Source organism: Flaviramulus basaltis, from assembly GCF_900114265.1.
GTDB classification, from domain to species: Bacteria; Bacteroidota; Bacteroidia; order Flavobacteriales; family Flavobacteriaceae; genus Flaviramulus; species Flaviramulus basaltis.
The window spans coordinates 513,965-535,137 of the sequence record NZ_FPKV01000003.1; the positions used below are offsets into that span (position 1 = coordinate 513,965).

Consider the following 21,173-nt stretch of genomic DNA (forward strand, 5'->3'; position numbering starts at 1 on the left):
TTATAGTTAGTGAAATTAAAATTGGAAACAGATAAATTGTTCGCCGCTAACTTCTTCAATGGAAACTAAAAAAAACATATAGGCTTTAATAGTACTAATGCCATTGGAAATGCTTTTATCTTGCGTTCAAACCAAAATCCTGCTCTACAGATTTGTACCAGTCTTCGTCATTGGCAGCATTCCAATCTATCCACTTTTCATCACTCATAGAGGCTCGCCATGCCATGAAAGGTTCTGTATCTGGACCAACAGGATGTCTTAATTTCCAGTTGTTGTTTTTTGTTATTTCCAAAATTTTATCTGCCACAAGTGTTGAAGGTGTTGGCGTTTTTAGTGATGCAGAAAAAAGCCCAGCAAAGCGTTTTGAGTGCGGATAAATTGAATCTTCACTTACAGCAATATTAGTTGCCATTTGAGTATTAATTATACCAGGTTCTACAATAGCAACCTTAATATTAAATGGTTTTACTTCCTGCGCCAATGCTTCACTTATAGCTTCGAGCGCATGCTTGCTTGCAGCATATCCACCCAATGGACTGTTAGAAATATGACCAGAAATAGATGCTATATTGATAATATATCCTTTTTTGTTTTTTCGCATTTGTGGTAGCACCGCTTTGATACAGCGAAGTACTCCTAAATAATTGGTGTTTATAATGGCTTGAAAATCGGTTATTGGTATTTCTTCAATAGAGCCATGGCGTTCAATCCCAGCATTATTGACCAATACATCGACAGAACTATGTTTTTGAATGATGGCAGATATACATTTTTTTACCGAAGCATCAGAATCAACGTCCATTTTAGAAATCGTGATGTCTAGAGATTCTTTCTTGATTTTTTGTTTAAAATCCGAAGCTTTTTCAGGATTACGCATCGTGGCAAACACTTTGTAACCTGCACGACCAAATGATAATGCTGTTTCAAGACCAATGCCTTTGCTCGTTCCTGTAATAATTACTGTTTTCATAATTGGTTGGTTTTAAATGGTTAAAATTGAAAATATATAAACTGCTCACCACTGCCTTGAGCAATAACAATTAAGAAAAACATAATTGCCCAAACAACACCTAATAACCAAGGTTTGGTTTTGAGAGAGACCTCTTTTAATGACGTGTTTCTCATAATCCAATGACTAATAAATAGAATAGTAATTAATACGAACACTTTAATAATATCAAAACTTTCTAAAACCTTTTCGCCTTCAGAGTTTACAAATAGCATGGAAGCTATCATATTTTTAGCTGTTGAAAATTCTCTGGCTCTAAAAAATACCCATGTAAAATTGACCAAAGTATAGGTTAGTAATGCTAATAAAATACCGTTTATAGCATTTAGTTTAATTTTTATTTTACTTTTTAAAAGGCGTTCTAAAACTAAATATATGCCATGAAGTGCTCCCCAAATTACAAATGTCCAAGCGGCTCCATGCCATAGGCCTCCTAACAACATTGTTAACATTAAAGCGACATACATTCTTGTAATACCATGACGATTACCACCTAAAGGGATATATAAATAATCTCTTAACCAAGTTGATAATGAAATATGCCAACGTTTCCATAAATCTGAGAAACCTATTGATGCATAAGGATACCTAAAGTTATCGGGCAGAATAATACCCAACATTAATGCAATACCAATGGCGCAAGTTGAATACCCGGCAAAATCGAAGAAAATTTGACCAGAAAAAGCTAATGTTCCCGCCCAAGCATCTATACTATTTAGTATTCCTTTGGAACCAAATACAGTATCTGAAGTGTCTGACAAAAGAGTATCTGCTAATACAGTTTTTTCGAACAAACCAATTGTTAACAAAAACAAACCCCAAGCAAATTGATTAAAAGTGACTCGTTTTTCTTCATAAAATTGCGTGATTAAATCTTGAGCTCTTACAATTGGTCCTGCAACTAATTGTGGAAAAAAAGTAACATACAAAGCAAAATCTAAAAAGGTTTTAGCAGGTTTAATTTTTTTATAATACATGTCTATGGTATAAGACATGGTTTGAAAAGTATAAAACGAAATACCCATGGGTAATAGAATATCCATAGGTTTTGCCCTATAACCATAACCATAAGTGTTTATTACAGAGGTGAAGTTATCTAATAGAAAATCTCTGTATTTAAAAAAGGTTAGAAAGCCTAAATTAACAACCATACTTAACACCAACCACATAACTCTTTTGCGTTGGTTTTCTTCAATGGCTAATTTATTTCCAGCAGTCCAATCGACCATTGTAGAAATCCAAAGTAAAATTACTAAAGGCGGATTCCACAAGCCATAGAATACATAACTTGCTAAAAGTAGCATCCTTTTTTTGTTTGTCCAATTAAATATTTTTGAATAATAAAGAACCAAAACGATAACTAAAAATACTACGAAGCTTAAAGAATTGAATAACATAATTAGTCGGATTTAGAGTTAGTTAAAGCACCATCTGCTTTCATGATTTTTAAAAGCTCTGTAGTGAAAAATCGTGCATCTTTTTCAGCTAGATGAGACCATTCAGGTAAATTTAAATTATGAAATTGTTCATAATCTTCATAATGGTATGCCTTGCCACCAGAATTTTCAATTAAAATATCCCAAAATTGATTTCTAGGAAACCCCAAACTTTCTATTTTACGGAAAAGACCAGAAGACGGACAACGAAGAAATATGAGATTACCCCCTCTAGCTTGGAATTTTTTCGCTAATTCAACAGTAGCATTTATAGTCGCTTCTCTTTCTGGTGGAGGAAAATCACCACCTAAGATATATGCCCAAACTTTTTTAACAGAGTTGGAATAAGCCGTATCTGTAACCATTTTTTGTGGCATTTTCATATGCCTATCCAAAGTTATACTCTCAAAATTATTAAATGGTGGATAAAAAGGTCCTGTTCTTTCTTTAAGATGAATTTGACTTAAAAGCATTTTTAAGTCTACATCGGTATCCCAACTTTGGTCTCCATCTCTTATAAATGCTAAATTCTTTTGCAATGGAATAGATAATTTGTGATTTAATTTCTGTGCATAAGTTCTTTTATCATAATAATCAACCAAAGACTGAGCTACTTTAATAAAATTAGCTTCAGGATAGGTTGTTGAGAAAAGTAATGGTGGTGTAACACCAACTAAAAGAGTTCCATTAAAATCTGTATTATCAACAATGTCTCTAAAAATAGGTAATGGAGAAGTGCCTTGTGCGGCAAGCATAACAGGATCGGTGTTAGTTTCATCTATCCAAATATCCAATTGAATATCATATAGAATTCTTGAAGACCCTATAAAAACAACAGTGTTATCATTATAATGTTCAAGTTTCGCTCTTTGGTTAGCCCAAAGGTTTTTGTTATCATCAATATTAGGTTGGCGACCTTGGGAGCGCCAATAAAGTTCCCATGCTGCAACTAAAATAACACCTAAAGTCGCTGCAATGATTAGCGATTGTTTTAATTTCATGTTGGTTGGTTTTTGTTTAATTATTTTTCATTTAAAAGGTTTCGTCATACACGTCTTTAATAAATTTAATTAAGCCAGTGAAATACGTTTTCTGATCATCATATTGCGATAAATGGCTGCCGTTTGGGCATAATAAAAATCGTCCATGTTGTACCTCTTCAGACATCCATTTCATGTATTTAGGATCCATCGTGTCGTGTGTAGCACCAATTACTAATGTTGGAACTTTAATGTTTTTTAGTTCTTTTGAAACATCCCAATTCTTTAAACTGGCATTACCTGTCATTCCAAATTCACTATGCCCTTGCATAAAAACATAAATATTTGGATTAAGATGTTCTAATACTAGGTTTACAGATTTTGGCCATTTTTCAACAGGCATTCTTAAAATATGCTCTGTATAATAATTGCCCATCAATAATTCGCTATATCTTGGGTTATCAAAATCATGATTTGCTTCCATATCTTGAATTTCCTTATATATTTCAGCATTCATTTTTGGTCCTAAAACCTCTTGTGCGTATTTACCATATTCAGGAGCACTTGCCATCATATTTGAAATAATTAGTCCCTTTAAATTATCTTGATGTTTTAAGGCATATTCCATTGTTAGAATACCTCCCCAAGATTGTCCTAATAAGTAGAAATTGTCTTTGTTTAAATTAAGAGCTTTTCTTATTTGTTCAACTTCTTCAACAAAATGCTCTTTTGTCCATAGTGTTGAATCATTAGGTTTATCGCTATAATAAGAATCTAATTGATCGTAATATATATATTCAATTTCTTCATTAGGGAAATAGCCATCAAAGCAATCGAATTCATTATGCGTTCCACCTGGGCCACCATGAAGTAATAATACTTTCATTTTTGAGTTGTTGCCAACACGTTTTGTCCATACGTTGAAAGTCCCTTTTGGTGTAGTAATAGGAATCATTTTTACACCTCCTGTAAATTGATCGTCGCTGTTTGAATAATCAAAATAGGATGATTTGTAATCTGCTTTTGTGTTTTTTTCTGTTTTGTTATTCTTGCAAGAAAATAGCAAACAAGTAAATACTATTAATGTCAAAAAACGTGTTTTCATAATTTTAATTATTTTCTCAATTATTTGTTTTCAGCATCAGCTAATTTTTTAGTATCAACATATTGCTGAAAAGCTATTATTTTACCATCCTTTAATGTCCATAAGTGAGCAACTTGAGCATTATAAGCATTATCATTTTTGTATTTTGCATCATAACGCAAGGTTGCAAGCACTTGGTCGTTACTCATTTCATGAAGTTCAATATCTTTTAATTTAAAATATTCATGGTCAGCTCCAATACGAGCAAAAACACCATTAATTACCGCATCTGGACCTATGTATGGGTTTCCATCTGCATAAGAATTTCCTTCGGCTTCATTCCAAACAATTTCTGAATCCATTGCCGCTAATACTGAAGGAATATCTCCAATGGCAAATGATTTGTATAAACTATCAATTGTATTAATATTTTCAGGATATGAAACCAACCCTAATTGTGATAAAAACACCATATTGTCAAGGAAATCCTGTTCTTGCGAAATTTTCCCTTTTTTCATTTTTACAAGTGTTACACCATCAATATCAACCATTTTATCTGTTGCAGGAATTCCAAAAAAATCTCCAGTATGTTTGCCTTTAAAGTTCCAATGTTTTACAATTTTGTCTCCTTGTCCAAATACATCAATGATTGTAAAGGTGACATTAGAAAATCCTGTTAGGTAATTTTGATAAAATGCTTTAAAGTCCTCAATGCCTACAATATTTTCAGGGCTAGTAATTGCTGTAATATTTGTGTCGAAATAAGTGGTATTTATTTTGTCAATCTCACCCTTGTTAATAATGTCATCCCATACTTGGGTGTACATTTTGATATCTTTTTCAATGTTATTTTTTTGTGCAAATGATGTTGAAGTACTTGTTAGGATGATAGCTAATAATAAGGTTATTTTTTTCATTTTAGGTTTGATTTTAATTATTATTGAATTGTAAATTCTTCAATAGATTTTCTATGCTTTTTAAAATCTATATATTTTATAAAAAATATAGTTATTAATGGTGAAATAGCTGTACAGAGTAAAACATATTCCCAAGACATAATTTCTTTAAGAGTACCAACCAGACCAGAGCCTGATGCACGACCCATATTTGAAAGTGCCATAAAAAGAGTAAATTGGGTTGCTGCAACTACTCGCCAACACAGTTTCATACAGGCTGCAAAAATTGCTATACAAAGTAATGTATAGAACAAATAGTAAAGCAGAATAAACCCAAATATGAATTTGTCATTTTTCCAAAATTCAGGAAGTAGAGCAAGACTTGCAATTAATACAGTTGTTGCAATGAGGTAAATGATTATCATTTTTTTGTTTCCCAAAAAATCAACCAAAGCCCCACCAGCAAACATGCCAATAAAACCTCCAACCACAGTAGTAATTGAATATACTTGCGAATAAGATGTGTTGGTCCATCCTAGTTCTTGAATGGTAAAAATTGGTAAAAGCGTATCAACTAAACCATACATAAACCCACTAATTATTGAAGCAAGACCCATCATTATAGTAGATGGCAAAATGATTATTTTTAAGAGACTTTTAAAAATTTGTTTCCAGCTTTTTAGTTGCGCATTTTTGGATTGTTTTGAAGGTTTACCTATTGTCCATGGCATAAGTTTTTCGCCAGAACGTTCTCTAAAAAGAATAGGAAAAAGTATAATAAAAGCAACAGCAATAGATAAAGATGAAACGGCTGTTGTAAAACCTAATAAATTAATTAAAGACGTACCTATTACCAAAGATAAAGCAGTACCAATTGTTTTTGAACCCCACATTAAACCATTGGCTCTAGCTTGCTCTTTTAGTGGTACTATATCTATTGCCATTCCATCTGTTGCAACGTCTTGAAATGCTCCAAAAAAACTAATGAAGAAACCAGCAATCATTAATCCGTTTAAATTATTTAAAGGATCGTGCACTAAGCCTATAGCCAAAAAGCTTACTATTAATCCTAATTGCCCAAAAATAACCCAAGGTCTTTTACGACCCATTGATAAAATGGTAAACCGATCCATAAGTGGTGCAATGAGAATTTTAAAACTCCACGGAATCCCTATAACGGCAACGAAACTGGCTATTTCAATAGGCGTTTTATTATTCATGGCTAACCAAGCAGGAATAGCAAAATAAGTTATACCTTCAGGAATTCCTTGTGCTACATACAAGGCAGAAAACGTTATGTATCTTAATATAGGATTATCACTTAGAAACCAATTAGATTTTTTAATTTCTGATACCTCACTTATTAATTCTGAAGTTTTTGTTTCATTCATTTTTGTTATTCTTCATTTAAAAAAATCAAGTAATAGGTAATACTGCAAACTATCTAGCAAATGCATCTCTGGTGTGCTTATTTAAAATATTATATGTAATTAAAAATGAGATACAGGATAATTTCTAATGATAATATCCATTTGCCATTTTTTTATTTCCTTTCTAAAAACATCAGCTAAATAAGTAAAGATTTACATGATGCCTAAAGTGAGTTCGATAAATACCTTGCCAGTGGTAATTATAGCCTCCATGAATTTAAATATTATTCGTTGTTACTCCACATACCATAAAGTGAAATCCATTTACCTTCTGAGTTGCGCTTCAATATTTCAGTATATTTTCCTGTGTCTACAATTATTGAGTCATTTTCACTTTGAAATTTTAATTCAAAAGTTCCTATTTCATAACCTAAGTCACCATCACTTTCGGCATAAATAGTTTTTACTGAAGCTTCAATTAAACCACCATCGATTGCCCCTTGCCAGTATTCATTTATATTTTCTCGCCCTCTAATTATAGGTTTGTTTGGAGGTAAGAGTGATGCATTTTCATCATACAAATTTGCTGCTGCTTGTGCGTCTTTTGCTATGAGAGCACTAGCGAAATCTCGATTCATTTGGCCGAGTTCTTCTATTGTAGCAGAGACATTTACCTTTGCATCTGTTTTTTTAATACATTTTGTGAAAGTGAATATCAAAAACAAGCTTACTACAAACAGTTTAATTGTTTTAATCGCATTTTTCATATTTGTTGTAATTTATTAGTTTATTATTCCCTCAATTTTAAACTATTACTCAACGACGCCTACCATTAATGTTGCACCGCCAGTTGCGAAGTTGGATAGATCTGCTGCAGTAGCTTGCCCTTCAGTAGAATTCATGCTTTTCTGCATTGCTTCTGGACTGGAGTACCAGAATTCTGCGATACGGTAATAGGCAGGTTTTTCACCATCCGGTCCACTAGTTAATTTAGTAAGTTCTAACTTTTCATGTCCTTTAAGTTTTGCTGCTATAGGCAAATGGTTATTAGTATAATAATTTTCAAAGGCTAAGACATCGATAGGGTGTCCATAAAGTACAGTTAGTTTAATCATTATTTTTTGGTTTAAATTTTGTTGAATAGTTTATAATTTGAAGATATTTTGGCATTTTTCATGCACTAATCTGACCTATTAATAAACATATAGGCAGCTATTAAAGGTAAGCTACCTATATGCTGGGTATTTATCATTTATTTAGCACTTAATAATGTTTGGCTATAATAAATCATTTCAGAAACTATTTTTCCATCAGCATCAAAGCTATCACTGAAATGAAAAGGAACTGATATTTCTTTTTTATCAGATTTACGAATTAAATGATAATTCCACCATGATAGTACTTCGCGTCCTTCACCCATTTCATATTCCAAATAATCAGGGTAACCAATCATTTCTATGCTTACTATTTCATAATCATCTAAAAACTTTTGCCACATAGGTTTTATTTCGGCTTTGGTATTCGATTTACCATATTCAGAATTAATGTCATAGAAAGTAGCATCATCACTATAATAACTCATAGTTGTTTCCAGATCTGAATTTTCGTAAGCATAATTCAATTTTCGAACGGTATTAATGTTATCGTGATGATTGTAAATTTTACCATTAGTTCTCTTAACAAAGCTGCTACCTATTTCATCAAAAATACTTTCATTATTATAGCTTATTAAGGTTTGTATTTTGTTGTCTTTGTTTACAACGTATAGCCTATGCATAGGCATATTAACTTTTACACCTGTTGTTTTATGCATCCCTTTTAAGTCTTCCCAGGTTTGAACCCAAACCACATCTTTGTCATTATCTTTTTTATATTCGATAGCATCTGGATAAGCGCCTTTTGAGGGGGCAATAGAATAATAATCTAGGGCGTTAAACCATCCTGAAACACTTTTAACGAATGATGTTTTGTCTCGACCTTCTTGTTTTACAGCTGTACCAACTCCATTATAGGATTTAAAATCATCAGCCAAATAACTGGCTACTTTAGTTGAATCGCCACTTACGAAAGCTTTAGTCATATCTTCTACTACTGTAATTGCAGGGTGGTCAATATAAACTGTTCCATTTGTTTTTTTCTGTGCATATGTGATGAAAGTTATCATCAACATAAAAAATAAGGTTACTTTTTTCATTTTAAATTTGTCAGAGTTTATCGTGCTGACACCGCACTGTTTGGTTAATTAATTAATATTTATTTTGAACATTTGGTTTATTCTGGCTTGTATACTTCTAACTCTATTTCTATCATAAATTCTGGTAATGCTAATTCTTTAACACCCAACCAAGATCCTGTTGGGAATTGTTTTTTATAGATTTCTGTTCTATAGCCAGCAAATTCTAAAAACTTCGCCATGTCTGTAGTAAATACGTTTTCGAGAATAACATCGTCAAACGTGCATCCATAATGCTTTAAAACTTTTTCTAAATCTGAATAACAGTTTTTCATTTGTTGCTCAATATTTCCTATTGCTGTTGGATTTCCTTCATTATCCATACTAACTGCTCCAGAGATTTTTATGTCGTTACCAATTTTTACCGCATGAGAGTAGCCATAAGCTTTTTCGATTTCTGGGCGAAGCAAGTAGTATTCCGGTGTTTCTTGCTCTACTTCAACCATTTCAATTTCTTTTACTTGTTCTTTTTTTGGTTGGTTGCATGCTATGAAACTCATTGATAATAATATTGAGAAAATACTTAGTTTTAATATTTGTGTTGCTTTCATTTTTTGAATTTTATTGTCAATTAATTTTTCATATTCCTGAAACTAGCCACATAAAAATTTGGGTTAACAATCAGTTCCTTTTTTGTATCTTTAGTATATTCATGTGTCCAATTGGTTGTTGGTTTAATCCATTGCTCTTTATTATCTAGTTTTACTTTCAATGGCATATTAAATCCAGGCACGGCATTTAGCCAACGATAGGCAAATGTGTGATCCTTAAAATGATACTCTAAAGTTGGTATTTCCGTGGTTCTCAAGTATTGATCAAAGAATGTATTTAATTTGAATCCAACTTTTTGCGCAATATAATTTTCAACTTCAACTGAAGTGACTGTTTTGTGGTAGAATTCTTTATTTAATCCTGTGAGGATGGCTCTCCACTTTTCATCATCATTAATTATTTGCCTTAATGTGTGCAAGAACGCAGCAGATTTACTGTAAGCATCTTGTGTATAATCTATGTCATTAATGTCGTAATCGCCAATAATTGGGGTGTCGTTTGCTATACTTTGAGAAAGACCTTTAATATATTCTTCTCCAGCCTTTATTCCAAAATGATATTCAACATACAGGGCTTCGGAGTAAGTTGTGAATCCCTCATGAATCCACATATCTGCCATGTCTTTGTAAGTAATGTTATTTGCAAACCATTCATGACCAGATTCGTGGATAATCAAGTAGTCGAATTTTAAACCCCAACCAGAACCCGAATAATCAGAACCTTCCATACCATTTTCGTATCCTGAATAGCCAACAGAACTTTGATGCTCCATGCCTACGCCATCTACTAGCTTATAACTATCTTCATAAAATGGATATGGACCAAACCAATACTCAAAAGCTTCAAGCATCAAATGTGCTTGTTTAAACTGAACTTTTGCTTTTTCTAGATGTTCTGGCAGTACATAATAATCACATTCAAGTGTTCCTTTTACCCCATTGTATAGGTCTGAAAAATGAACGTAATCTGCCACGTTAAGACTAACACCATAATTGTTGATAGGATTTACTATTGTCCATTCATAGGTAGTAGTTCCATTATCATTTTTTTCGGTGGCTGTGAGTTTGCCATTGGCAACAGCTATAAGATTTTCAGGAACGTTTATGCTTATTGTCATACCGTTATTTGGCTCATCGTACATATGGTCTTTACAAGGCCACCATAAACTAGCACCTTCTCCTTGACATGAGGTGTAGACAAAAGGTTTGCCATTCGAATCTTGCTCCCACGTAAAACCGCCATCCCAAGGTGGTCTTGGAGCTTCCTTTGGGTTTCCTTCATAGAAAACCTCAATCTCTTTTGATGATCCTTTTATCTGGTCTTCTTTCAACTGGATGATATAGGCATTTTCTTCTTGTGTAAAGAGCAACGATACTCCAGCTTGAATAACTTTTGTTATTTTCATTGGAGGCTGTAGGTCAATTTGCATGACATTTTTAGATTCTAGTACTGTATACGCTATGGTATTAGACCCTTTGATAAATTTATTTTCGATATCCAATTCAAAATCTAAATTATAGTGGGTTAAGTCCCACCATGCTCTTTCTGGAGTTATTTTACCTCTTAAGGTATCTTGTTTAGTATATGTTTTTTCGGCTACTGCGCTAATGGTCAAATCGCGTTCTATAGGAGTACGACTCAAAGTAACGGGGCCTAATTGACGAGAGTTGAGATAGAAAAAGCCTTTGTAGGTTTCTGTTTTATTATCCTTTTGCAATTTGAAATTAAGATTATAGTCTAAGTAATTCAATTCTATTAAAAGTGAATCATTCTTAATAAGCACATTATCAATTGGTGTATTAATAGTATTAGTCCCGTTTTTCCATTCCCAATTATAGATTCCAGAATAGATATCGTTGTTTTTATCAATGATGATTTCTAAACTAGCATTTGGTTTAGCAATTTCATACCATGTACCCGTTATGTTTTGACTGAAAAGTGTATAAATTGATAATTGAAGACTTAGTAAAACTATTATTTTTGATTTCATGGTTTATTTTGAATAGTTATTTAATGTTTTTTTTACTTGTACTTTTTTTGGTTGGTTACATGCCATGAAACTCATTGATAATAACATTGAGAAAATACTTAGTTTTAATATTTGTGTTGCTTTCATTTTTTGAATTGAATTAATAGTTATTGAGTTATCTGTTAGTAGTATGGTTTATTAATTATTTTATAGCAATGGCAGCACTGGATGGTCCAGTCAAAGGCAATAATTCAGTTGAAGAAAACCCAACTTTTTTAGCCCATCTGTTAAAATCGTCAAAGGTGTAATCAAACCCATCACCTGTTTCTATGAGCATATTTAGGCTCATCATCATTCCGAAAACATTTTGTTTTCTTTCGTTGTCAATAACATTTTCAATTGCAATCAAAACGCCTCCTTTTGGCAGCGCATCATAAGCGATTTGTATCAGTTTTATTTTGGTGTCTTCGTCCCAATCGTGTATTACATTTCCCATAGTCACGATATCTGCTTTTGGCAATCCATCTTTGAAAAAATCACCACTCATTACTTTTACACGTTCTGCCATTTGGAATTTTTGAATGGTTTCATTCGCCATAGATTCAAGTGGAGGTAAATCGAAAGTAATACAGTTCATGTGTGGATTATGTTTAGCAACCATTAAAGATAAGACACCAGCAGATCCGCCTGCATCGACCAATGTTTTAAAGTTTGAAAAGTCAAATTTTTGTGACAATGCTATAAAGTTGCCCATTTGAACACCAGTCATTCCGTCGACGAAATTTTTTAATAATTCGGGATTACCGTAAAGCAAATCGAATATAGGTTGGCCTCCATTTTTGGCTTCATTCTGGATTAATCCAGTTTTTAAACCTTCATCAAGATTTCCCCAAATGCCCCAGCCTCGTTCATTCATCATTTCAAGGATTCCGCCTATGTAAGATGGATTGGCTTTATTCAGAAAAATATCTGTATCCACAGTATTAGAATATCTCGCAGTTTCTAAAAGACCTTCACGTTTCAGAAATCCTAATCCTGTTAGACAATCCAAAAAGTCGTAAGTATTTCTGTCTGTACATTTCAAATCCAATAAAGATTTGATGCCTTTTGCCGACTGATTCGATTTTTTTGAGAGGTATGTGAACAGTTCGAAATTTACAGCTGTTAATAGAACTTTTGATGCCCAAAATCCTGTTCCCATTTGAAGAATTGCTGCTGGTGATGGCTGTATTGCTGTTTCCATAATTAATAACTTTAGTTTGATTATTTATTTCACGTATTATACTCCTGTAAAGTTTCAATTACAGATTGAAACGTTAAACCTAATTGCTGTTTTGCTAGCTGATTTTGATAAATAATTTTTGGATTGTTTTTTGGCTGTTTATTATTAAGTATTAATGTGATGTCTGAAACTGGATAGGTTTCGCTACTTAGTAAATAATTTTTGCCATGTAATCCAAAAATAGTTGCCGCTTTATAAACACCTTCTGCCACATCTTTTACACTAACTATAGCAAATTCCATATCGGTATCGTGTAACATTTGAATAAATGGGTTAGGTGCTATTTGCTTTTTAAGCAAGAATTGTAAACTTGTTGAGGTGGAATCTTTTCTGTTAGAAAGCGATTTTCCCATAACAGCAACTGGAGATACACTTGTGATTTCAAAATCAAGATCTGAGTTATTTTTAATGAAATTATTTACCATTTGATTTGCAATAAATTTGGCCTGAGCATATGGATGACTTTCATTACTCATAAAGGGCGTATCATTTTCGTTAAAAATTTCATTTGAAGCTTTACTGCCTGCAGACATTGGAAAATTCGTATTCCAAGCAGCAACAGATGCTATGAAGACTGCTTTTTCTATGCCTGGTGTTTCATTTATAACCTCTAAGAAATTTTCTGTTCCTTTAATGGTTGGATCTAAAAGTTCAGATTTTGGGTCTTTAACATCCAGTTGAAATGGTGTGCCACCATGAATAATTATATCGCAATCTTTAATAAATGCTTGTAATTGTGTTTTATCTTCAACCTTAAGTTCACTAATGTATAAATGATTGGCGAAGTTAAATTCCATCAAATGTTCGTATTTTTCGTGTTTTGATATATCGGTTGTTGAAACTTTTACTTCAAATCCATTTTCTAAAAATCGTTTGGTTATATAACTACCTATAAAACCAGAACCACCTATGATGCCAACTTTTTTCATGGTTAATATTTTTGATTTTAGATGTAAATGAGAAAATAACAGATAGATTACTAAAGGTGAAAATTGAATATTTACCCATTTTGGAATTTAATTTTCTGTGTTTTCTTCTGTTATTTTTGCAGTTTCAATGTCTCTAAGATCCATCATAATCTTTGAGATATCCCAATAACCATATTCTCTAACAATTTTTCCGTCAACAAAACGAGCTGTTATATGTGCTGGAATTTCGTATAATTTGTTGTTGGCTTTTAAGTTTCCTTGCCATAAACCCCAAAAGTTAACCCAAGTCTCCCCTTTGTCTGTAACAACCATTTCGTACTCTGCATTTTCATCTGTAAAATCCCATGAAGAAAAAATAGATGCGTCTTCTTTATTTTGAGCTACTAATTGAGCTAAATTTTGTGGATTTTTTTCGGTGGCATTATTAAAAATCTTTGCAGTGTCTGCATAATGAGATGTCATTTCGTCCCAATTACGTTTTTCATAAGCTTCAATAACTTTTTTATAGGTCTCGATTTCTGGAGACTGTTGAGTGTATCTTTTTTCTTGTTTTTCACAAGATGTGAATAGAACTATTACAACTCCTAACAATAGAATTTTTTTCATTTTTTATTGATTTTAAAAAAACCTACTAAAATTACTTTAGTAGGTTTTGGTTGGTTATTAATTTGGTAAGTACGATAAGTCTGGTCTCATATAACCAGTTATAGTCTCAGTTTTTAAGAGAATATCTAATAATCTTGAGTAAATTTTATAAGCATCATCACCAAGTAAAGTCAAATTATCAGCTTCTGCTTTATGAAAATCTGCAGCACTTTTTGAGGCTTCGGCTACCATTAAATAGGTTTCATTTGTTCCAAATCCATTTAGGTAAACTCTGTAGTATTGCTTGGAACCTTTAGATTCGTAAAGTTTTTTAAAATCTTTGGCTACTTGGATTGCTTTATCATAATCTTTTGGTGCGAAATAGTATAAGGTATTATTTCTATAATTTAAATTCTCTGGAGTAATAGTTATTCCCGATGGCATAAAAGATAAATCTTTACGCAATACCATTATATAATCTGAATGAGAATTATAATAATTGTTGAATTTTTTAAATAAATCACTAAAGGCTTCATCTCCCATTTTTTCTTGTAAATCGGCAAATACATTTTCATCTAATTCTGCCATATTATTAAGTGGCGAAACATAAACGTAATTACTACCATTCATTAAAAAGGTAGCCCAACCCGCTTTTGTTTTATGCTTTAAACATTCAGCTACTAAATTTTTAGCAACAGTTTCATATTCTGTTAGTTTAGACGGGAATACTGGGTCAGAATGAAATACATAAGCTTGTCTTGTGCTTTCTTCTTGAGCAAAAGTGATTAGAGGCATTAATAAAATTAATAATGCAAACACCATTGTGTTTTTTGAATTTTTCATGTTTATAGTTTTATTGATTAATAGCTTTATGAAATTACTGAAAATCAATGTCTTATAATTTGGAGTTAGGACGAAGAATGTAAAATACTGTCCGAAGAGCTACTTTTATTTATCAGAGTACTTATTGAAAAGAATAATTGTATATTTAAATACCTCAATGTCAATGCTTATAATCTTAAATTTTAAATGAAAAAATATTTAGCTAAGGCAGTTGTATTTATTGTATTTTCTTTTTTTAATATTACTCATGGACAGATTTTAGATTTTAGCAAAAAACATGTATACAATAAAGTATTTGTAGATACTGATAATTTTGATGATACTTATTTAGAAGTTTTAGAAGATGCTTATAATAAAGTAGAAGTTGATACTATTCAATTTTCAATATTAAACGACCTTGCTTACTATTGGCATACAAGAAACTTGATTAAAGCTAATAAATTCACAAAAGAAGGATTAACTCTTACCCGTTTAAAAAAAGACACACTTTGGGAAGGACGATTTCAAATAACCGAAGGCGCTATTTTACTTCGAATGGAAAAATTAGACAGTGCTTTTGTTGTGTTACAATCAGCAAAAAATAAAGTAAAAAAAACAGATTTACCCTTTTTAAATACACAATTGGGTTATGTTTTTGAACGTAGAGGAGAATTAGATAAAGCTGCAGATTATGCATTAGAATCCTTACGCATAGGTGAAGAACTAAATGATAAAAAAGCGATAGCATTAGCTTATAGTGATTTAAGTAATTTGTTTTGGAAACAAGCAAAATTTGAAAAAGGCCTGGAGTTTGGTTTGAAATCTATTAAAATTTTTGAAGAATACGGTATAAAAGATTTAGACTACGATTTTACATTGTATGTTGTTGGTAACAATTATTTGGAATTAAAACAGTACAAAGAAGCACTTAAATTTTATGAAAAGTCTATAGCAATTGGCGAACGTTATGGGTTTTATAATAACTTGAGTGATGTTTATATATCACTAGTAGATTTATACGCCTATTTAAATGAATTTGAAAAAGCCAATGAAGCTGGAGTTAATGCTGTAAAATATGCCGAATTATTAGACAATAATTTTATGGTAATGCGTTCATGGCTTTCTATTGGTAAATCACAAAACAAAGAAGAAAAGTACCAATTGGCCATTGTAAGTTTAAACAAATGTATTAAAGTGGCAACAAAGGATTTTGGAGATGAATATTTTTTAAGTCAGGCCTATCAAGCATTAGGAAAAGCATATGCTGGTAGCAATAATTATAAAGAAGCTTACTTAGCTATTGAAGCTTATGATAAATTAAAAAACGAAGTTTTTACAGCTGAAGCTGATGAGCGAATTTCACTGCTTCAAACAGAATTTGAAGTTGCCGAAAAAGAAAACACAATTAAAGTACAAGACATTAAAATAAAACAACAAAAAACCAGACAAACCCTAGCTATTATAATAGTTGTTTCTCTTTTATTGTTGTTATCACTTTTATACACAACGATTAAGAATAATAAGAAAAAGAACAAATTACTCGAAAAACAAAACAAAGAAAAAGAGTTTTTGTTAAAGGAAATACATCATCGAGTAAAAAACAACCTAGAAATAGTGTCAAGCTTATTAGCATTACAATCTGCACAAGTTAACGACCCTAATGTATTAGATGCGATGCAGGAAAGCCAAAATAGAGTTCATTCTATGAGTATGATACATCAAAAACTCTATCAAGGAAAGAACTTGGCAACCATAGAAATGAAAGACTATTTAATTAATTTAGGACATCATATATTAGATTCGTTTGGTTTAGAAGATAGAATTGAATTAGAATATGCCATGAACACAATAGAGCTAGATGTAGATACAGCAGTTCCTCTTGGGTTAATTGTAAACGAGCTATTGACTAATGCATTAAAATATGCATTCCCAGACAATAGAAAAGGAAACATAAAAATTGGATTGCAAGAAATAGAAAATAATACATTGCGTTTAGAAGTAGCAGATGATGGTGTGGGGCAACAGCTAGAAAAACCTACAAAGGGAACAGGTTTTGGTACACAGCTAATAAATTTGTTAATTCTGCAATTAGGAGGAAGTATAAAAAAAGAAGACAAAAAAGGGACTTCAATTTCATTTGAATTTAAATTAGAGAAAGCCGCATAAAATCTTAAATAGTTTGCAATCTATTAAGTAATTCTTCTTTTAATGTTTTGCTTACCGGAATTGCTTTTTTAGCAATTACAATATGGCTTGTAGCTACTTCATCTATTTGGGAGATATTAACAATAAAAGAACGATGTACTCTTATAAAATGCTTTTGTGGTAATTTTTCATCGAGATCTTTTAACGTCATTACCAATAAATATTCTTTTAACTTACAGTAAATACGGCAATAATTACGTTCGGCTTCTATGTATAAAATATCTTTAATATCAACCCTTACCATCTTTTCTAGATGCCTTACAAAAATACTATCGCTTAATATAAAAGGATATGTTTTTTCGCCTGCTATATTTTCCTTTTCTTTTTCAGATTTTACTCTATTTAAAGTCAATTCAATTGCACGCTCTAAATCTAGTTTTTTAAAAGGTTTAGATATAAACGCATAAGGATTGGTTGCTTTTGCTTTATCAAAATTTGTCCCATCTGCATTAGCTGTTAAATAGATTATTGGAATATTAAAAGTTTTTTGCATTATTAGAGCTGTTTCAATACCATCAATTTTTCCTTTTAAATTAATGTCTAAGAGTAAAATGTCTGGTTGATGATTTTCTATATGCACTAACGCTTCTTCACCTCTTGGTATAATACCTGTAACTTCGTAGCCTAACGTAGTGAGTTGTAGTGAAATATTTGCAGCTATTATCATTTCATCTTCAACAATTAATATTTTTGTCTTTGTATACATTTATGCTGCTGTATTTAATTTAAAGTGAAATAATACAGAAGTTCCATTTAAGGTGTCTTCTTCCATTTCACCATTTAATTGTTGGGTTAAAAGTTTAATAAGTTGCGAGCCAAATCCTGTACCTTTTGGTGCTAACCCTTTTGTTTTTCCTATACCATTATCTATTACTTTTAATATTAAAGTTTCTGGGTTAGATTTTGATAAACTGATGGAGATATTTCCTTCTGAGTTTTTTGGAAATGCATACTTTAAAGCATTTGTGAGCAACTCGTTTACAATTAATCCTATTGGAACCGCCGTGTCTACATCTAATTCTAAATTATCCATAGCACATTCAATTTTTACCTTTTCATCTGCATTAAAGGTGTCTAGAATGCCCTCACCAAGATTAAGAAAATAGTCTTTCATTTCAATACTTCCTAAGTTTTCACCTTGATAAAGTTTTTGATGAATAATACCCATTGATTGAACACGGTTTTGACTAGCTATCATAGCATCTTTTGTTTCAGAGTCTTCTAATTGAGCAGATTGTAGGGAAATTAAGCTTTTAACAAGTTCAAGATTATTTTTAACTCGATGGTGAATTTCTTTTAAAAGCAATTCATTTTGTTGATTTTTTATATTGAGTTCTTGGTTTAATGTTCCTAGTTTCAAGTTACTCATTCGCTTTAGTCGGTAATTTCTGAACATTAGAATTAGTGAAATAATACCTATTGATAAAGCAACAAGAAGAATAACTTGTTGACTTTGCTGGCGAGCTAACGACTTATCTTGAGACAGAAGATTGAGTTGTAATTCACTTTCACGAAGGCTACGTTCATTTTTTTCTTTTTCAGACGCTAGTGATTCTGTATAAAATTTCTCTTTGTATTCTAAGGCTTTGGAAAGATTTCCAGATTCTTCATAAGCAGCAGCAATGTTTTGAAGCGAATTTATTCCTCTAGTATGCTCGTTTATTTCTAAGTAATGTAATCGTGCTTTTATGTAGTTTTCAATTGCTGTGTCATAGTGTTTTGTTTTTAACTCTATTTCGGCCAATAGCTCAAAACAATAAGGGTAAAATGAGCTTTTTTCTTGGTTTGATTTTTCTAGTATTTTTAATGCTTTAAATATATTTTGTTTGGCTTCCTCAAATTGTTCAATGTTTACGTTTTCTTGTTCAGGAATGGGTTTCATTATCAATTCCCAAGCATACATAGTATAATACCAAACCATTGCCGTTGGTTTTTTGTAATTTTTAAGTACTGATTTTACCCGATTTAAATAAAACATGGTTGAATCTTGGTTTTTCCCTGTGTGCAGATAAACTAGTTGGGCGTAAATCATGTAAAGTTCTACTGATTTTTCATCAGTTTTCACTTGCTCGTAATATTTAAGACTTTTTTGTAATGCTTTTTTTGATAAAACTATTTCTTCAGGCAACCCATATTTAGCGTAATACAAACCTTTATCTAGTTCCATTTTTGCTTTAATTTTAGGAGAGTCACTTTCTTTTATAAGAGCAAGAGCTTGTGAAAATAAATTTAATGATTCTTTATGTTCTCCTTTTAAAAGCTTTATGTCTGCCCAATAAACGAGGTAATCATAATTAAGTAATCTGTTCTCATCACTTATTAAAGGCAGATTTTTAATCTTATTCCATTCAATTTTTGTTAGAGAATCCTTCTTGGCATAAGAATAAGTTGAGATTATGCTTTTTAGACGCTTAAAGTTTAATCTAGCTAATTTATCTTTGTGTAATGGTTCATTAGGATTAAGTACGCTAAAAGCCTTTTTAACATAATACTTAGAACTATCCACATTATATTGTGGCATCATACTAAACCAAGATGCTTTTTCTGTGTAGGCATCACTCAATTCAATTAAAGCTTTCGGGGTAAGTTTTGTTTTTTGTTTGGGGTTGGTTAATATTTTTTTTATACCTGTAGCTGAGACTATACTTACTAAATTATTAAAGCTGCCTTCAATTGTATTTAGACCTAATACAAACTGAGAGATAAGCAGAAATATTAATAAAAATATTTTAACCCTAAGGTAGGGTTTAGTAAATGAATTAAGCATAAAGTCTTTATATTAGTGTTGGTAATATTAAAAGACTGAGGAAGAATGTGTTATAATATTAAACAAAAAATTGAATATTAACAACTATTTTTAATAATATTGATGTAATAAGTTAAGCTTTGTAGAAAAATACTTATTTGTTGTTAAGTATTTTTTTTTGCTGTTTAATGGTAAGTGTACTTCCATCATGACTCCAACCTGGAGCAGCAAAAGCATACATAAATTTATGATACCAGTTTTTAGATTTTTTCATATCATTCCAGATATCTTTATACTCATGTGTTAGTATAACTAAAGGATTATATGAATTTGGCTCTTTTGTAACACCATATTTAATATCAATACTTTCATCAAGCTCTTTCCAAGTACCAAACATTTTATCAAAAATATTTAAGAATCCACCATGGTTTTTGTCCATATATTCAAAATTTTGAGCATGATGCACTTGGTGCATAGTATGAGTATTAAATACTTTTTCGATGATTCCCAGTTTTGGAACGTAAACAGAATGTAATTGAAATTGCCACAAAGCCTCAATGCCTAAACATACAACAAGCATTTCTGGAGGAAAACCAAGTGCTGGAATCCACATATAAAAAAAAGGTTTATAAAAAATAGTAAACCAACCGTTTCTTACAGCGGTACCCAAATTAAATTTATTTGAAGAATGATGCACAATATGTGCAGCCCAAAGAAAACGAACATTGTGATTTTGCCTATGAAACCAATAGTAGCTAAAATCTCCTAATAATTGGCATGCTAACCAAATATACCAAGCATAACCAAAGGATTTCCAACCCATAATATTAGTTCGAATACCATCTATTTCTGGATTAAAAACATCATAAACATAATTAAAAAGTACAATTGCAGCTATAGTTTTAGTAAGTGGTGCAATAATAGTTGAGCCTATACCCATGGTGAGACTTGCTACTAAGTCTTTCCAATTATATAAATCTTTCTTTTCTTTATTGTGTTTGCTGTAGGTTAATTCTAGTAATATGAAACCAAGAAAACAAGGAACACCGTACACTAGTGGATTTGTAAAATTCAT

The 21,173-nt window shown here is 31.6% G+C and carries 19 protein-coding genes; 1 reads left to right on the forward strand and 18 read right to left on the reverse strand.

The genetic code is table 11. The annotated features are described in order from the left end of the window. Positions 1-115: 115 nt before the first annotated feature. From BT151_RS14545 to BT151_RS14615, 15 genes are all read right to left on the reverse strand, one after another. Positions 116-970, reverse strand: a complete 855-nt coding sequence (locus tag BT151_RS14545) for an SDR family oxidoreductase (RefSeq protein WP_072403057.1) — start codon at positions 968-970, stop codon at positions 116-118. Positions 971-990: 20 nt separating this feature from the next. Continuing rightward, on the reverse strand, positions 991-2,313 hold the full coding sequence (locus tag BT151_RS14550; protein WP_245794862.1) for an MBOAT family O-acyltransferase: 1,323 nt from the start codon (positions 2,311-2,313) through the stop codon (positions 991-993). Between the two features lie 95 nt (positions 2,314-2,408). Beyond that, entirely contained in the window at positions 2,409-3,446 is a 1,038-nt protein-coding gene (locus tag BT151_RS14555) for a hypothetical protein (protein WP_072403059.1), read from the reverse strand. Positions 3,447-3,477: 31 nt separating this feature from the next. Continuing rightward, positions 3,478-4,530, reverse strand: a complete 1,053-nt coding sequence (locus tag BT151_RS14560) for a proline iminopeptidase-family hydrolase (protein ID WP_072403060.1) — start codon at positions 4,528-4,530, stop codon at positions 3,478-3,480. Positions 4,531-4,550: 20 nt separating this feature from the next. Beyond that, positions 4,551-5,426 carry an ester cyclase gene (locus tag BT151_RS18630; protein ID WP_084647980.1) on the reverse strand — a complete coding sequence of 292 codons (876 nt, stop codon included), beginning with the start codon at positions 5,424-5,426 and terminating at the stop codon, positions 4,551-4,553. A 20-nt stretch (positions 5,427-5,446) separates the two neighbouring features. After that, entirely contained in the window at positions 5,447-6,796 is a 1,350-nt protein-coding gene (locus BT151_RS14570; RefSeq protein ID WP_072403061.1) for an MFS transporter, read from the reverse strand. 263 nt (positions 6,797-7,059) lie between these two features. Beyond that, entirely contained in the window at positions 7,060-7,542 is a 483-nt protein-coding gene (locus BT151_RS14575) for a YybH family protein (RefSeq protein WP_072403062.1), read from the reverse strand. A 45-nt stretch (positions 7,543-7,587) separates the two neighbouring features. Continuing rightward, the gene (locus BT151_RS14580; protein WP_072403063.1) at positions 7,588-7,890 is read right to left on the reverse strand and encodes an EthD family reductase; all 303 of its coding nucleotides are present in this window, start codon (positions 7,888-7,890) and stop codon (positions 7,588-7,590) included. A 137-nt stretch (positions 7,891-8,027) separates the two neighbouring features. After that, on the reverse strand, positions 8,028-8,969 hold the full coding sequence (locus BT151_RS14585) for a nuclear transport factor 2 family protein (protein ID WP_072403064.1): 942 nt from the start codon (positions 8,967-8,969) through the stop codon (positions 8,028-8,030). 77 nt (positions 8,970-9,046) lie between these two features. Further along, positions 9,047-9,559: a RidA family protein gene (locus BT151_RS14590; protein WP_072403065.1), complete on the reverse strand. Its 513-nt coding sequence runs from the start codon at positions 9,557-9,559 to the stop codon at positions 9,047-9,049. A 20-nt stretch (positions 9,560-9,579) separates the two neighbouring features. Then, positions 9,580-11,550: a M1 family metallopeptidase gene (locus tag BT151_RS14595; RefSeq protein ID WP_084647981.1), complete on the reverse strand. Its 1,971-nt coding sequence runs from the start codon at positions 11,548-11,550 to the stop codon at positions 9,580-9,582. Between the two features lie 181 nt (positions 11,551-11,731). Further along, positions 11,732-12,772, reverse strand: a complete 1,041-nt coding sequence (locus BT151_RS14600) for a methyltransferase (RefSeq protein ID WP_072403066.1) — start codon at positions 12,770-12,772, stop codon at positions 11,732-11,734. Between the two features lie 29 nt (positions 12,773-12,801). Further along, on the reverse strand, positions 12,802-13,740 hold the full coding sequence (locus BT151_RS14605) for an NAD-dependent epimerase/dehydratase family protein (protein ID WP_072403067.1): 939 nt from the start codon (positions 13,738-13,740) through the stop codon (positions 12,802-12,804). Positions 13,741-13,827: 87 nt separating this feature from the next. After that, positions 13,828-14,346: an ester cyclase gene (locus BT151_RS14610; protein ID WP_072403068.1), complete on the reverse strand. Its 519-nt coding sequence runs from the start codon at positions 14,344-14,346 to the stop codon at positions 13,828-13,830. Positions 14,347-14,403: 57 nt separating this feature from the next. Then, on the reverse strand, positions 14,404-15,168 hold the full coding sequence (locus tag BT151_RS14615; protein ID WP_072403069.1) for a hypothetical protein: 765 nt from the start codon (positions 15,166-15,168) through the stop codon (positions 14,404-14,406). Between the two features lie 186 nt (positions 15,169-15,354). Between BT151_RS14615 and BT151_RS14620 the strand changes: the two genes are divergently transcribed. Continuing rightward, positions 15,355-17,313: a sensor histidine kinase gene (locus tag BT151_RS14620; RefSeq protein ID WP_072403070.1), complete on the forward strand. Its 1,959-nt coding sequence runs from the start codon at positions 15,355-15,357 to the stop codon at positions 17,311-17,313. Between the two features lie 4 nt (positions 17,314-17,317). Here BT151_RS14620 and BT151_RS14625 read toward each other — a convergent pair whose 3' ends face one another. The 3 genes from BT151_RS14625 to BT151_RS14635 form a co-directional block, all read right to left on the reverse strand. Then, positions 17,318-18,058, reverse strand: coding sequence for a LytR/AlgR family response regulator transcription factor (locus BT151_RS14625; RefSeq protein ID WP_072403071.1), 741 nt, complete (start codon positions 18,056-18,058; stop codon positions 17,318-17,320). Beyond that, positions 18,059-20,119 carry a histidine kinase dimerization/phosphoacceptor domain -containing protein gene (locus BT151_RS18860; RefSeq protein WP_245794865.1) on the reverse strand — a complete coding sequence of 687 codons (2,061 nt, stop codon included), beginning with the start codon at positions 20,117-20,119 and terminating at the stop codon, positions 18,059-18,061. A gap of 133 nt (positions 20,120-20,252) precedes the next feature. Beyond that, complete coding sequence (locus tag BT151_RS14635; RefSeq protein WP_072403072.1) at positions 20,253-21,173, reverse strand: sterol desaturase family protein; 921 nt, start codon at positions 21,171-21,173, stop codon at positions 20,253-20,255.

Excerpts from the sequence above, each read along its gene's own strand:
- BT151_RS14545 (WP_072403057.1), bottom strand. The coding sequence starts at position 970 with ATGAAAACAGTAATTATTACAGGAACGAGCAAAGGCATTGGTCTTGAA.
- BT151_RS14550 (WP_245794862.1), bottom strand. The coding sequence starts at position 2,313 with ATGCTACTTTTAGCAAGTTATGTATTCTATGGCTTGTGGAATCCGCCT.
- BT151_RS14555 (WP_072403059.1), bottom strand. The coding sequence starts at position 3,446 with ATGAAATTAAAACAATCGCTAATCATTGCAGCGACTTTAGGTGTTATT.
- BT151_RS14560 (WP_072403060.1), bottom strand. The coding sequence starts at position 4,530 with ATGAAAACACGTTTTTTGACATTAATAGTATTTACTTGTTTGCTATTT.
- BT151_RS18630 (WP_084647980.1), bottom strand. The coding sequence starts at position 5,426 with ATGAAAAAAATAACCTTATTATTAGCTATCATCCTAACAAGTACTTCA.
- BT151_RS14570 (WP_072403061.1), bottom strand. The coding sequence starts at position 6,796 with ATGAATGAAACAAAAACTTCAGAATTAATAAGTGAGGTATCAGAAATT.
- BT151_RS14575 (WP_072403062.1), bottom strand. The coding sequence starts at position 7,542 with ATGAAAAATGCGATTAAAACAATTAAACTGTTTGTAGTAAGCTTGTTT.
- BT151_RS14580 (WP_072403063.1), bottom strand. The coding sequence starts at position 7,890 with ATGATTAAACTAACTGTACTTTATGGACACCCTATCGATGTCTTAGCC.
- BT151_RS14585 (WP_072403064.1), bottom strand. The coding sequence starts at position 8,969 with ATGAAAAAAGTAACCTTATTTTTTATGTTGATGATAACTTTCATCACA.
- BT151_RS14590 (WP_072403065.1), bottom strand. The coding sequence starts at position 9,559 with ATGAAAGCAACACAAATATTAAAACTAAGTATTTTCTCAATATTATTA.
- BT151_RS14595 (WP_084647981.1), bottom strand. The coding sequence starts at position 11,550 with ATGAAATCAAAAATAATAGTTTTACTAAGTCTTCAATTATCAATTTAT.
- BT151_RS14600 (WP_072403066.1), bottom strand. The coding sequence starts at position 12,772 with ATGGAAACAGCAATACAGCCATCACCAGCAGCAATTCTTCAAATGGGA.
- BT151_RS14605 (WP_072403067.1), bottom strand. The coding sequence starts at position 13,740 with ATGAAAAAAGTTGGCATCATAGGTGGTTCTGGTTTTATAGGTAGTTAT.
- BT151_RS14610 (WP_072403068.1), bottom strand. The coding sequence starts at position 14,346 with ATGAAAAAAATTCTATTGTTAGGAGTTGTAATAGTTCTATTCACATCT.
- BT151_RS14615 (WP_072403069.1), bottom strand. The coding sequence starts at position 15,168 with ATGAAAAATTCAAAAAACACAATGGTGTTTGCATTATTAATTTTATTA.
- BT151_RS14620 (WP_072403070.1), top strand. The coding sequence starts at position 15,355 with ATGAAAAAATATTTAGCTAAGGCAGTTGTATTTATTGTATTTTCTTTT.
- BT151_RS14625 (WP_072403071.1), bottom strand. The coding sequence starts at position 18,058 with ATGTATACAAAGACAAAAATATTAATTGTTGAAGATGAAATGATAATA.
- BT151_RS18860 (WP_245794865.1), bottom strand. The coding sequence starts at position 20,119 with ATGCTTAATTCATTTACTAAACCCTACCTTAGGGTTAAAATATTTTTA.
- BT151_RS14635 (WP_072403072.1), bottom strand. The coding sequence starts at position 21,173 with ATGAATTTTACAAATCCACTAGTGTACGGTGTTCCTTGTTTTCTTGGT.